Genomic DNA, 12,815 nt, shown 5'->3' on the forward strand with positions numbered 1-12,815 from the left:
GCGGTCGGGGTCTGCATCAGACAGTAGCGCGCAATTCAGTTGTGCACAACTGAATGGCTCGCGATGAGGTGTCCCGTACCCTGGAGCCATGGAGACGCTCGACACGAACCGGGACGAAGACTTCCTCCGGCTCGACCACCAGATCTGCTTCTCGCTGCACGCCGCGACCCGCGCCTTCAACGGCGTCTACCGCGCCGCGCTCAAGGACCTCGGGCTCACCTACCCCCAGTACCTGGTCATGCTGGTGCTCTGGGAGCACGGCGAGCTGCCGGTCAAGCGGATCGGCGAGCACCTGCGCCTGGACTCCGGGACGCTGTCGCCGCTGCTCAAGCGGCTGGAGGCGGCCGGATACGTCGAGCGGCGCCGCTCCGCGGAGGACGAGCGGTCCGTGACCGCCCGCCCCACCGAGGCCGGCACCGCCCTGCGGGAGAAGGCCCTCGCCGTGCCGAAGCGGATCGCCGCCGCGACCGGCATGGAGCTGGAGGAGATCCGCGGTATGCGGGCCCGGCTCAACGAGCTGGCCGCCCGGCTCGACAGCGTCGACCCGGACGACCTCGGCCCGTGCGAATAGGGGCCCGTCCGCCGTTGCGGCAGGACAGGCCCCGACGCGCGCCCCTCACTCCTCCGAAGTGATCCTGGGCACCTTCCGCAGGAGAGCGACCACCAGCACCGCCGTCAGCAGCGCGAACCCGGCGCTCAGCGCCGAGGCCGACTGCACGGCCGTCGTGAACGCCTCCCGGGCCGTCGCGAGCAGCCCCTCGCCGGCCACCGCGGCCGCACCGCCCAGCGACTCGCGCGCCGCCGCCGGGGCGTCGCCCGGGATGCCGCTCCGGTAGACCGCGACCGCCACACTGCCGGTCACCGCGATCCCGAGCGCCAGCCCCAGGTCGTACGCCGTCTGACCGGTCGCCGCCGCCGCGCCCGCCTTCTCCGGCGGGGCCGCGCCGACCGCGAGGGCCGTGCCGAGGACGCTGATCGGGGCCGCCCCGAACATGATCACCGTGAGGCCCACCGAGGCCACGGCCACCCCGGACGCCAGGGCCAGCGCCGCGTACCCGGTCAGCGAGACCAGCAACCCGCCCACCAGCACGTACGCCGGACGGAAGCGGCGGGCGAGCAGCGGGGTCAGCTGTGAACCGGCGATCAGACCGGCCGCGCCCGGCAGCAGCCACAGCCCGGCCTCGAGCGGCGACAGACCGGCGACCGCCTGGAGGTACTGGGGGACCAGATACTCCACCCCGTTGAGCGCGGTCATCCCGAGCAGCAGGGTGAGCAGCGCGCCCGTGAAGGACCTGTTCCGGAAGAGCCGGAGGTCGAGCAGCGGGGTCGCCAGCCGGTTCTGCCGCCGTACGAAGAGGAACGTGAAGGCGAGTCCGGCGGCGAACGCCGCGCCCGTCTGGGCCGTCGGGCCGTGGGCGGCCAGCGACTTCACTCCGTACACCAGCGGCAGGACCGCGAGCAGGAAGAGCGCGACGCTCGCGAGGTCCAGCCGGCCGGGGCGCGGATCGCGGTACTCAGGCAGCAGCACAGGGGCTGTGACCAGGGCGATCAGCATGACCGGCAGCCCGATCAGGAACACCGAGCCCCACCACCAGGACGCCAGCAGCACCCCGCCGACGATCGGTCCGATCGCGAGACCGACCGAGAGGGCCGTCACCCACATCGCGATCGCCGTGGCCCGCTGCCGGGCGTCGGTGAACATATGGCTGATCAGGGCCAGCGTGGAGGGCAGTACGGCGGCGCCCGCCACGCCGAGCAGGGCGCGCGCCGCGATGAGCGTCCCGGCGTTCGGCGCGTACGCCGCCAGGAGCGAGGCCAGCAGGAAGCCCGCCGAGCCCGCCATCAGCAGCCGCCGCCGGCCGAGCCGGTCGCCGAGCGTGCCCATGATGACCAGGGTGGAGGCGGTGAGGAAGCCGTAGATGTCGGTGATCCACAGCAACTGGGCGCCGCTCGGCCGCAGATCGGCCGCCAGGTAGGGGGTGGCGAGCCACAGCACGCCGAGGTCGGCCGTCATCAGGGTGACGGGGAGAAGGAGGACGGCGAGGCCGAGCCACTGGCGGGCGCCGGCCCCCGCCGGCGCCGGTGCGGGGGACTCGGGGGCCGCGGAGGCCGCGGAGGCCCCGGGGGTGCGGGTGGTGGTCATCGCGACAGCGCTCCGTCCACTGCCGTGCCCGCCTCGGCGAGCAGCTCCCGCACCCGCTCCGGGCGCAGATCCTTCGGTACGCCGGAGAGCTCAGTGCCGTACACGCTCCGCACCGACACGTCCCGGATCCCGCAGTACTCGGAGACGGCGACGCGCAGTTGGGTGTCCAGGACGGTGTCCAGGCCCAGCTTCTCGATCTCCTCCAGCGGGTTGCCCAGCAGGGCCAGCCACACCAGACGCTTCTCCGCCAGCCGCGGCTGGCTGCGGCCGTAGGCGAAGCCGTAGTTCCACACCCGGTCGATCCATCCCTTCAGGACGGCAGGCGGCGCCATCCACCAGACCGGGAAGACGATCACGATGTCCTCGGCGGCCAGAATGCGGTCCATATGGGCGTGGACCTCGGGGGTGTAGGTCTTCTCCCGGTCCTCCCAGTCCGGTTCGTCGGCCGGACGCAGGACCGGGTCGAACCCCTCGGCGTACAGGTCGAGTACGTCGACGGTCCCGCCCGCACCGGTCAGACGGCCGTGCACGAGGCCGGCGACCTGGGCGGTGAGCGAGTCGGAGCGGGGGTGGGCGTGGACGAGGAGGGTGTGGCGGGTCATGACGGTTTCCTTCCGGTTCCTTCGGGGGGCGAGGCGAATCAGAGACCGAGGCCGGAGCCGCCGCTCGCGTCGATGTTCTGGCCCCTCACCCAGCGGGCGTCGTCGGAGGCGAGGAAGCCGACGACGTCGGCCACGTCTCCCGGCTGCCCCACCCGGTCGAAGACGGAGAACCCGGCGGCGTGCGCCTTGGCGGCCGGGTCGGCCATCCACGGGTGGATGTCGGTCTCGATCGTTCCGGGGGAGACCGCGTTGACGGTGATGCCCCGGGAGCCCAGGGTCTGGGCGAGGGTCAGGGTCAGCACCTCGACCGCGCCCTTGGAGGCGGCGTACGAGGTCATGCCGGGGAAGGCGACCTTGGTGACACCGGAGGAGATGTTGATGATCCGGCCGCCGTCGCGGAGCCGTCCGAGACCGTGCTTGACGATGAAGAAGGGCGCCTTGGCATTGACCGCGAACACCCGGTCGTAGTCGGCCTCCTCGACCTCGTCGATCGTGCCGGGGCCGGCGATCCCGGCGTTGTTGACCAGGATGTCGACACCGTCGGCGTGTGCGTCGAAGGCCGTCCAGAGGGCCTCGGCGTCGCCGGGGACGCCCAGTTCGGTACGGAGCGCGAAGGCCGAGCCGCCGGCGTTCTCGATCGCGGCGACCGTCTCCTCCGCGGCCGCCTCGTTGCTCGCGTAGTGGACGCCGACCCGGGCGCCGTCGGCGGCCAGACGGAGGGCGATCGCGCGGCCGATCCCACGGCTGCCGCCGGTGACGAGGGCGGTCCTGCCGGTGAGCGAGGTGGTGGACATGGGCTTCTCCTCGGGTGGGGCGTTCGGCCGGTGCTGCCGTCCGCCGGTGCGTCGTTCTCTTGACGGGGACGACTCTGCGGGGCGCCTGTTCGGGTTCGGCCCGGGCCGTGTTCGGGTCCGGTTCGGACGGTGTTACGGCCCTGCTCGGACGGGGAGTTACGGTTGCCCCATGCGATTCGGGGTGCTGGGGGAGACGGCCGTACGGACCGAGGACGGGCGGCTCGTCCGGGTTCCGGAGCTCAAGGTGCGCGTCCTGCTCGCCTCCCTGCTCGTCGACCCGGGCCGGCCCGTGGCCACCCACCGGCTCGTCGACGACCTGTGGGGCGAGGAGCCGCCCGGCAACCCGGTGCGCGCCCTCCAGGCCAAGGTCTCCCAGCTCCGCCGCGTCCTGGAGGAGGCCGAGACCGGCGGCCGGGACCTCGTCCTCTCCCGCGCCCCCGGCTACCAACTGGCGCTCCCGGATGGCGCTTTGGACGCCGACCGGTTCACGGCGCTTGCCGCCCGGGCCCGGGCCGTACCCGACCCGGCCCCGCGGGCCGCGCTCTTCGCCGAGGCCCTGGAGCTGTGGCGCGGGCCCGCGTTCGCCGACGTCGCGGACGAACCCTTCGCCCGCGCCGCCGTGAACCGGTTGGAGGAGGAGCGGCTCGTCGTACGGGAGGAGGCGGCCGAGGCCCGCCTGGCCGCAGGCGAACACGCGCTGCTGGCAGGGGAGCTGGCCGCGCTCGTCGAACGGCATCCGCTGCGCGAGCGGCTGCGCGCCGTGCAGCTGCGCGCCCTGTACCGCTCGGGCCGCCAGAGCGAGGCGCTGGCGGCGTACGAGGACCTGCGTACCCGCCTCGCCGACGACCTGGGCCTCGACCCGAGCCCCGAACTGGTCGCGCTGCAACGGGCCATCCTCCGCCAGGACCCCGCCCTGGACGCGGTGGCGGTGGCAGTGGCGGCGGCGCCCGGGGCCGCGGGTTCCGTGGCGGAGGCGCCGTCCGGCACCGGGGCTCCCTCCGCGCCCGGGGGGCACGGCCCGGAGGCGGAGATCTCGGCTGCCGCACCCTTGGCGCCCGCTCCCGCGCCCACGGTCGGCGAGGTCCGGGGAAACGTTCCCGTACCGCTCTCCGGGCTCGTCGGACGGGAGGCCGCCGTCGCGGAGGTGTGCGCCCTGCTCACCACGCGACGGCTCGTCACGCTCACCGGGCCCGGCGGGGTCGGCAAGACCCGGCTCGCGGTGGAGGCGGCCCGGCGAGCCCGGGAGGACTTCCCCGACGGCGTCTGGATCGTCGAACTCGCCGGAGCGCGTGGCGATCTGGCCGAGGTCGTGGCCGCCACCCTGGAACTGCGCGACGACGGCGTCTGGGGCATCCTCCCGGACGGCCCGAGAGATGGTGCCCGGCGGATCGCCGAGGTCCTGCGCGGCAAGCGGCTGCTGCTCGTCCTCGACAACTGCGAGCACGTGATCGACGAGGCCGCCGGGCTGACCGAACTACTGCTGCGCACCGCCCCCGGAGTCGTCGTGCTGACGACGAGCCAGGAGCCCCTGTCGCTCGCCGGAGAGACCCTCTGGGCCGTTCCGCCGCTGACCCCCGACAGCGCGGCCGAGCTGTTCGCCGCCCGGGCGACGGCGACCGCACCCGGACTCGTCCTCGACGAGGCGGGCCGGGCGGCAGTGGAGGCCGTCTGCCGCCGCCTCGACGGCATCCCGCTCGCCCTCGAACTGGCCGCCACCCGCGTGCGCGCGCTCGGCGTCCACCAGCTGCTCGAACGGCTCGACGACCGGTTCCGGCTGCTCAGTGCCGGGCAGCGCGGCGCTCCCGCCCGGCAGCAGACGCTGCGGGCGGTCATCGACTGGAGCTGGGAGCTCCTGACCGAGCCCGAACGCACGGTCCTGCGCCGGCTCGCCGTGCACGCGGAGGGCTGCACGCTGGAGGCGGCGGAAGAAGTCTGCGGGGGCGAGGACATCGCGCTCGGGGACGTACTCGACCTGCTCGTACGGCTGGTGGACCGCTCGCTCGTCGTCGCTGTCGACGGCAAGGACGGGCCGCGCTACCGGCTGCTCGAATCCGTGGCGGCGTACAGCCTGGAGCGGATGGCGCAGGCCGGCGAGACCGAGGCCGTACGACATCGGCACCTCGTGTACTACACGCGCCTCGCCCGTACCGCCGAACCCGAGCTGCGCGGGACCGGGCAGCGCGCGTGGCTGGCGCGCCTGCACGCCGAGAGCGCGAACCTGCGCGCGGCTCTGGACCAGGCGGTGCGGCAGGGCGCGGCGCCGGAAGCGCTGGAGCTCGTGGACGCGCTCGGCTGGTACTGGATCCGGGGCGGGCGGCTCGGCGAGGCGATCCGCTCGGTGGACGCGGCCCTCGGGACGGACGGCGGTGACGCCCGGCTGCGCGCCAGGGTCGAGGTCTGGCGGACCGGCCTGGCGGTCATGAGCGGCGACGGGACCGACCGGCGGCAGCGGATCGAGGGGGCGCTCGCGGCGTACGACGCGGCGACGCCCGGTGAGGCGCCCGCCCCCTGGCCGCGGTGGTTCCTGGCCCACGCGCTGTGCGGCACCGGAGGGCAGAGCGAGGGCGAGGAGCTCACCGGGCAGGCACTCGAAGGGTTCCGGCAAGCCGGCGACCGGTGGGGCGAGGCCGCGGCGTTCGCGGACCGGTCCGTCCAGCGGCTCCTCCGAGGGGACCTGGCCGGCGCGGAGGCCGACGCCACCTCGGGCGCCGAGCTGTTCGCGCGGCTCGGCGACGCGTGCGGACGGCTCTGGTCCGTCTACCCGTTGGCCACGGTCGCGGAGATCCGCGGCGAGTACGAGCGGGCAGCCCGGCTCAAGCGCGCCGCCCTGGACGCGGCCCAGAGCTTCGGACTGACCACCGACGTGCCCGACCTGCTGTCGGGCCTCGGCCGGACCGCGCTGCTCAGGGGGGATCTGGCGCAGGCCCGTGCGTACCACCACGCGGGCAGGGAGAAGGCCGTCGAGGTCGGCTTCCGGGCGGGCGAGATCAACGCGGTCCTCGGCCTCGGCCTCGGCGCCCGCCGCGAGGGCCTCCTGGAGGAGGCCGAGGGGCACCTCCGGGAGGTCCTCGACTGGCACCGGCTGGTCGGGCTCGACGGAGCCAACGCGCTGATCCTCGCCGAGCTGGGCTTCGTGGCCGAGCTGCGCGGCGACGCGCAGGGGGCGCTGGCACTGCAGGAGGAGGGGTACGCCACGGCGCTGACGACGGAGGATCCGCGGGCGGTGGCGCTGGCGCTGGAGGGGTTGGCCGCCGCGCATGCCCTGGCCGGGCGTGGTGAAGGTGCGGCGGTGCTGCTGGGCGCGGCGTCGGCCCTGCGGGCCTCGACGGGTGCGCCGTTGCCTCCGGCGGAGCGGGGGGACGTGGAGCGGGTGACGTCTTCGGCCCTTGCCCTGCTGGGCGAGGCCACCTTCGGGGCGGCGCTGGCCCGGGGGGCCGGGTTGTCGGCGGAGGCGGCCGTGCGGGAGGTGCGGGTCCTGGGGGCAGCGGTCTCGTCAGGTGCCGAGGTCTCCTAGGGCGCCGAGCTTGCGGGCCGTGCCCACCGCCCTGCGGGACGACGGCTCGCAACGGGGCGGGGCGGCGGGGCGGCCGGGCGGGGCGGCGGGAAATTGTAAGGAGCCCACCCTTCCCGCGTCCCTATACTCGACGCCATGTCCTCCCTCACGCTTCGGCGCGCCACCGCCGACGACTCCCGTCGGCTCAGCCGGCTCGTGCGGAAGTCCGCCGCCTATCGCGGGGACTACGCCTCGATGGTCGACGGCTATGTCGTCGGAGGGAGCTACATCGAGCACCACCCCGTCTTCGCCGTCGTCGACGAGCACGACCGTGTCCTCGGGTTCTACGCCCTCCTCCTCGACGAGGCCGAGCTCGACCTCGCCTTCGTCGCCGACGAGGCGCAGGGGCGCGGCATAGGGCGGCTCCTGATGGAGCACATGACCGCGCAGGCCCGTGCCGCCGGGCTCACCTCCGTACGGGTCGTCGCGCATCCGCCCGCCGAGGAGTTCTATCTGCGGACGGGAGCCCGCCGCACCGGGACCGTCGAGCCCACCGGCCACATCCACTGGGCCAGGCCCGAGCTCCGGTACGACGTCGCGTGAGCGCCACCGAAAAGACCGAGCGTCCCGACCGCCGCGTCTTCGCCGACCTCACCCCGCTCCGTACCTCCGCGCACTACCGCCGCCTCTGGTTCGGCAACACCGTCTCCTGGGTCGGCCAGGGCATGACCGCACTCGCGGTCTCGCTCCAGGTCTACGAGATCACCCGCTCGCCGTTCTCCGTCGGGCTCGTCGGGCTGTTCTCCCTGGTCCCGCTGATCGTCTTCGGCCTCTACGGCGGCGCCATCGCCGACACCGTCGACCGCCGCAAGCTCGGGCTCGCCAGCGCCACCGGCTCCGCCGTGCTCTCCGTCGCCCTCGCCACGGCCGCGTTCGCCGGCTTCCACCAGGTCTGGTTCCTGTACGCGATCGTGGCACTGCAGTCCGTCTGCGCCGCGCTCAACTCGCCCGCCCGGACGTCGATGATCCCGCGCCTGCTGCCGGCCGAGCAGCTGCGCGCCGCCAACGCGCTCAACTCGATGACGATGACGTTCGGCACGCTCGTCGGCCCGAGCCTCGGCGGTCTACTCGTCGGCGTCGGAGGCTTCCAGACCGCGTACCTCATCGATGCCGTCGCCTTCTCCGCCGCCCTCTACGCGATGTGGCGCCTGCCCGCCATGCTCCCCGAACGGACCGGTGCCAAGAGGGCGTCGGTCCTCGGCGGGCTGCGCTTCCTCGCCACCCGGCCCAACCTGCGCATGACGTTCTTCTCGGACTTCTGCGCGATGATCCTCGCCCATCCCCGCGCCCTGTTCCCCGTCGTCGCCGTGCTCTGGTACGACGGCGACGCCACCACCACCGGCCTCCTCGCCGCCGCCCCGGCCGCCGGGGCACTCCTCGGCGGGGTCCTCAGCGGCTGGCAGGGGCGCATCCACCACCACGGACAGGCCATCCTGCTCGCCGTCGCCTGCTGGGGCACCGCGATCGCCGTCTTCGGCCTCACCCGCAACCTCTGGCTCGGGCTCCTCCTGCTCGCCCTCGCCGGCTACTCCGACACCGTCTCCATGATCTTCCGCAACACGATGATGCAGGTCGCGGCGCCGGACGAGATGCGGGGCCGGCTCCAGGGCGTCTTCATCGTGGTCGTCGCGGGCGGGCCCCGGCTCGGCGACTTCCTCGCCGGTTCGGTCGCCGATCTGACCTCGCCGGCCGTCGCCGTCACCGGAGGCGGAATCGCCTGTGTGCTCGCGATCGGTGTACTCGCCCTGTACGGGCGGGAATTCCGCCGTTACGACGCACGTCGTCCCACGGCCTGAGCTGGCGGTTGGCCGCCACGGCACATAGCCGCCAGGCCGTACGGTATTCAACGGCCTTCGACCGGAACAGACTCCTCGCGGCGCCCGGAACCACCCCTTCCCCCGGGTGCCGAGGAGTGCGTCGATGATCAGACCTTCCGCAGGAGGAAGGGCCGGGCTGCTCGCCGCCGGCATCTCGCTGGTGCTGCTCACGGCAGGGCAGACCGCCGCTGCCGGGGGAGCCGCCACTCCCGCCGTACCCGACACCTTCAAAGGCGCGGCCGACGCGAGCGCCACCGTCACGCTCATCACGGGAGACCGGGTCACCGTCACCGACCTGGGCGGCGGCAGGAAGACCGTCACCGTCGACCGGGCCGAGGGCGCCACCGGAGCCGTACGCAGCGAGATCGCCGACGGCCGGGTCACCGTCGTCCCCGACGAGGCCCGCCCCTACCTGGACTCGGGTGTCCTCGACCGACGGCTCTTCGACGTCAGCGGCCTCATCGAGCAGGGCGTCACCGACGAACTGCCGCTGATCGTCACCCACGGCCGGGGCGCGCGCGCCGCCGCGCCGCGCGGCACCGAGACCGTACGCGCCCTGCCGAGCATCGGCGGCGCCGCGGTGGAGGCGACCGACCCGGCCGCGTTCTGGCGGTCGTTCACCTCGCCCACCTCCCGCTCCGCGGGCGGCAAGGTCTGGCTGGACGGCAGGGTCGAGGCCGCCATGGCCGAGTCCAACGCCCAGATAGGCACCCCGAAGGCGTGGGAGGCCGGGCTCACCGGCAAGGGCGTGAAGGTCGCCGTCCTCGACACCGGGGCCGACCTCGGCCACCCCGACCTGGCCGGCCGTGTCGCCGAGTCCAAGTCCTTCATCGAGGGCCAGGAGGTCGCCGACCGCGACGGCCACGGCACCCACGTCGCCTCCACCGTCGGTGGCAGCGGCGCCGGTTCGGAGGGCGAGGAGAAGGGCGTCGCGCCGGGCGCGACCCTCGCCGTCGGCAAGGTCCTCAGCGACGAGGGCTCCGGCACCGAGTCGCAGATCATCGCAGGCATGGAGTGGGCCGCCAAGGACATCGACGCGAAGATCGTCTCGATGAGCCTCGGTTCACGCGAGGGCAGCGACGGCACCGACCCGATGGCCCAGGCCGTGAACAGCCTGAGCGCCGAGACGGGCGCCCTCTTCGTCATCGCCGCCGGAAACAGCGGCGCCCCCGGCACCATCGGCTCGCCCGGCGCCGCCGACTCCGCGCTCACCATCGGCGCCGTCGACTCCGCCGACCAGGCCGCCTACTTCACCAGCCAGGGACCGCGCTTCGGCGACCAGGCCCTCAAGCCCGACCTCTCGGCGCCCGGCGTGGACATCCTCGCCGCCCGCTCCCAGCTCGCCTCCGGCACCGGGCTCTACACGACGATGAGCGGTACGTCGATGGCGACCCCGCACGTCGCCGGTGTCGCCGCGCTGCTCGCCGAGAAGCACCCCGACTGGACCGGCGCGCAGCTCAAGAACGCCCTGATGTCCTCGTCGAAGCCGCTCACCGACTCCGCCTACGCGCTCGGCGCCGGCCGGGTCGACGTGGCCGCCGCGATCGCCGCGGACGTCAGCGCCACCGGCTCCGCCGACCTGGGCTTCTTCGCCTGGCCGTACGAGGAGAACAAGCCGGTCACGAAGACCGTCACGTACACCAACCACTCCGACTCCGCCGTGGAGCTGGACCTCGCCGTCGAGGGGATGCCCGCGGGCGTCGCGACCCTCGCCGACACCACCCTCACCGTCCCCGCCCACGGCACCGCGCAGACCACGGTCACCGGCGACGGCACGAAGGCCCCGGTCGGCAACGCCTCCGGCCGGATCGTCGCCTCGGCCGCCGGTACACCCGTCGCGCACACCGCGCTCGGCCTGGTGAAGGAGGAGGAGCGCTACAACCTCACGATCCACGTCAAGGACCGTGACGGCGCCCCCAGCCCCGCCACCGTCGTCGTCAAGCAGCTCGCCGAGGGGCGGCACGACCCGTTCCCGGTGGCCGTCGGCGACTCGGGCACCATCGAGCTCCGGCTGAAGCCCGACACGTACACCGTCGACACCTTCCTCGACGTCCGCGGCTCCAAGGGCAAGGATTCCCTCGGCCTCGGCTTCCTCACCGACCCGGAGATCGTCCTCGACCGCGACCGCGAGATCACCCTCGACGGGCGTCAGCTCCGTGAGATCCGGGCCGAGGTCGAGAAGCGGACGGAGACCCGTCAGCTGCTGATGGAGTTCGACCGGAACGCCCACGGCGCCTCCTTCGGCGGCGCGGTGCAGGTGCCGCCGAAGTACGACTCCATCTTCGCCGCGCCCACCCGCAAGCCCGCCAACGGCACCTTCGAGTACCGGACCGTGTGGCGCCTGGGCAAGCCGGTCGTCGAGGCGAGCGTCGACGGCGACCGGCTGTCCGACGCCACCGCACAGGCCGGTACCACGGTGCTCGAAGGCCGGCACAAGCTCGGTGTCGTCGACGCGGGCACCGGCACGGCCGCCGAGTACGCGGGCAAGAACGTCACGGGCAAGGCGGTCCTCGTCCGGGCCGGCGCGATCCCGAACACCGAGATCGCCCAGAACGCCCAGGACGCGGGCGCCAAGGCTCTGTTCGTCACGGACGACCAGCCCGGCCGGCTGATGTCCTGGTTCGGCACCGCCGAGTACCAGCACCGGCCGCTCGCCGTCTCCACCGTCAACTCCGCCGACGCCGCACGGCTTTCGGAGGCCGCCGAGCGCGGCAAGCGGATCGACCTGACCGGCACCCGCTTCACCCCGTACACCTACGACCTCTCCGAGGGACACCCCGGAGCGATCGGCAAGGACCTCGTCTTCCGGCCCGACCGCGACGAACTGGCCACCATCCGCTCCGTGTTCCACATGCCCACGGGCAAGAAGGAGCTGGGCGGCGAGTTCCGCTACTCGATCACCGACACCTTCCCGGTCGGCTTCGGCTTCAAGGAGTACATCGCCTTCCCGACCGAGCGCACCGAGTACGTCTCCACCGGCACCGGCCAGGGCTGGCACGAGTCGGTCGACCTCGCCGACTCCCTGGAGCAGCGCGGCGGCATCAACACCTACCGGGGCGGCAGCAGCCAGAGCCTCGACTGGTTCGAGCCCGTCTGGCACCCCTGGCTCGGCACCGGTCTCGGCTGGGGCCAGGAGCGGTCCGGCAACCAGCTGCGGTTCAACACCCCCGGCTGGGGCGACTCCGGCCCCGACCACACCGGCTTCGGCAACGTGTGGAGCGACGACTCGCAGACCCAGTTCACCGAGGTGTACGTCAACGGAACGCGGGTCGACCGGAAGATGAGCTCGGGCGCCTACGCCTGGGACGCCCCGGCGGAGGAGGCGACCTACAAGGTCGTCACCGACACCACGATGGACCCGGCTCGCTGGCGGCTCTCGACCAAGGGCCACTCCGAGTGGACCTTCCGCTCCAAGGAGCCCGCGGCCGACACCACCGTGTACCTGCCGCTGATCAACCTCGGCTTCGACGTCGACACCGACATCAAGGGCGATGTGCGCGGCGGAAGCCGGGTGCCCGTCGGGATCTTCGCCGAGTACGTGCGGGGCGCGACCGGCACCGGCAGGCTCGGTGGCGGCACGCTGGACGTCTCGTACGACGACGGCACGACCTGGCAGAAGGTCACCCTGCGTCCTTCCTCGCGCGGAGCGGCCTGGACGGCTGAGCTGCGGGTGCCGGACGACGCGCAGTACATCTCCTTCCGGGCGGGCGCGTCCGACGACCGAGGCGGCTCGGTCAAGCAGGAGATCATCCGGGCGGTCGGGGTGAAGTAGCCCCAGGAGTCCTGGAGACGGGGGAGTCCCGGGGGGGGCCGACCGCCCCCCCCGGGCCCGATAAGTCCGCCCGCCACCCCCCCCCGGGCCCCACCCCCCCCCCCAACCCCCCCGCACCCCCGCCCGGGGGCGCC

At 73.6% G+C, this 12,815-nt stretch carries 8 protein-coding genes; 5 read left to right on the plus strand and 3 right to left on the minus strand.

The features are described from left to right. Positions 1 to 88: 88 nt before the first annotated feature. The gene (locus ACFY8U_RS20230; protein WP_361593916.1) at positions 89 to 571 is read left to right on the plus strand and encodes a MarR family transcriptional regulator; all 483 of its coding nucleotides are present in this window, start codon (positions 89 to 91) and stop codon (positions 569 to 571) included. A gap of 45 nt (positions 572 to 616) precedes the next feature. On the opposite strand, the gene ACFY8U_RS20235 is transcribed toward ACFY8U_RS20230, so the two are convergent. From ACFY8U_RS20235 to ACFY8U_RS20245, 3 genes are all read right to left on the minus strand, one after another. Continuing rightward, positions 617 to 2,014: an MFS transporter gene (locus tag ACFY8U_RS20235; protein ID WP_389572110.1), complete on the minus strand. Its 1,398-nt coding sequence runs from the start codon at positions 2,012 to 2,014 to the stop codon at positions 617 to 619. Between the two features lie 125 nt (positions 2,015 to 2,139). After that, positions 2,140 to 2,745: an NAD(P)H oxidoreductase gene (locus tag ACFY8U_RS20240; protein ID WP_389571920.1), complete on the minus strand. Its 606-nt coding sequence runs from the start codon at positions 2,743 to 2,745 to the stop codon at positions 2,140 to 2,142. Between the two features lie 38 nt (positions 2,746 to 2,783). Further along, complete coding sequence (locus ACFY8U_RS20245; RefSeq protein ID WP_389571922.1) at positions 2,784 to 3,539, minus strand: SDR family oxidoreductase; 756 nt, start codon at positions 3,537 to 3,539, stop codon at positions 2,784 to 2,786. Between the two features lie 169 nt (positions 3,540 to 3,708). Between ACFY8U_RS20245 and ACFY8U_RS20250 the strand changes: the two genes are divergently transcribed. The 4 genes from ACFY8U_RS20250 (at position 3,709) to ACFY8U_RS20265 (ending at position 12,681) form a co-directional block, all read left to right on the plus strand. After that, complete coding sequence (locus ACFY8U_RS20250) at positions 3,709 to 7,053, plus strand: BTAD domain-containing putative transcriptional regulator (protein ID WP_389571925.1); 3,345 nt, start codon at positions 3,709 to 3,711, stop codon at positions 7,051 to 7,053. Positions 7,054 to 7,188: 135 nt separating this feature from the next. After that, complete coding sequence (locus ACFY8U_RS20255; RefSeq protein ID WP_389571928.1) at positions 7,189 to 7,635, plus strand: GNAT family N-acetyltransferase; 447 nt, start codon at positions 7,189 to 7,191, stop codon at positions 7,633 to 7,635. Then, positions 7,599 to 8,888 carry an MFS transporter gene (locus ACFY8U_RS20260; RefSeq protein WP_389572113.1) on the plus strand — a complete coding sequence of 430 codons (1,290 nt, stop codon included), beginning with the start codon at positions 7,599 to 7,601 and terminating at the stop codon, positions 8,886 to 8,888. The genes ACFY8U_RS20255 and ACFY8U_RS20260 overlap by 37 nt, the downstream gene beginning before the upstream one ends. A gap of 124 nt (positions 8,889 to 9,012) precedes the next feature. Beyond that, the gene (locus tag ACFY8U_RS20265; RefSeq protein ID WP_389571931.1) at positions 9,013 to 12,681 is read left to right on the plus strand and encodes a S8 family serine peptidase; all 3,669 of its coding nucleotides are present in this window, start codon (positions 9,013 to 9,015) and stop codon (positions 12,679 to 12,681) included. Positions 12,682 to 12,815: the final 134 nt, after the last annotated feature.

It is taken from the genome of Streptomyces sp. NPDC012508 (assembly GCF_042902595.1).
Taxonomy (GTDB): domain Bacteria; phylum Actinomycetota; class Actinomycetes; order Streptomycetales; family Streptomycetaceae; genus Streptomyces.

Excerpts from the sequence above, each read along its gene's own strand:
- ACFY8U_RS20265 (WP_389571931.1), top strand. The coding sequence starts at position 9,013 with ATGATCAGACCTTCCGCAGGAGGAAGGGCCGGGCTGCTCGCCGCCGGC.
- ACFY8U_RS20235 (WP_389572110.1), bottom strand. The coding sequence starts at position 2,014 with ATGACGGCCGACCTCGGCGTGCTGTGGCTCGCCACCCCCTACCTGGCG.
- ACFY8U_RS20250 (WP_389571925.1), top strand. The coding sequence starts at position 3,709 with ATGCGATTCGGGGTGCTGGGGGAGACGGCCGTACGGACCGAGGACGGG.
- ACFY8U_RS20240 (WP_389571920.1), bottom strand. The coding sequence starts at position 2,745 with ATGACCCGCCACACCCTCCTCGTCCACGCCCACCCCCGCTCCGACTCG.
- ACFY8U_RS20255 (WP_389571928.1), top strand. The coding sequence starts at position 7,189 with ATGTCCTCCCTCACGCTTCGGCGCGCCACCGCCGACGACTCCCGTCGG.
- ACFY8U_RS20245 (WP_389571922.1), bottom strand. The coding sequence starts at position 3,539 with ATGTCCACCACCTCGCTCACCGGCAGGACCGCCCTCGTCACCGGCGGC.
- ACFY8U_RS20230 (WP_361593916.1), top strand. The coding sequence starts at position 89 with ATGGAGACGCTCGACACGAACCGGGACGAAGACTTCCTCCGGCTCGAC.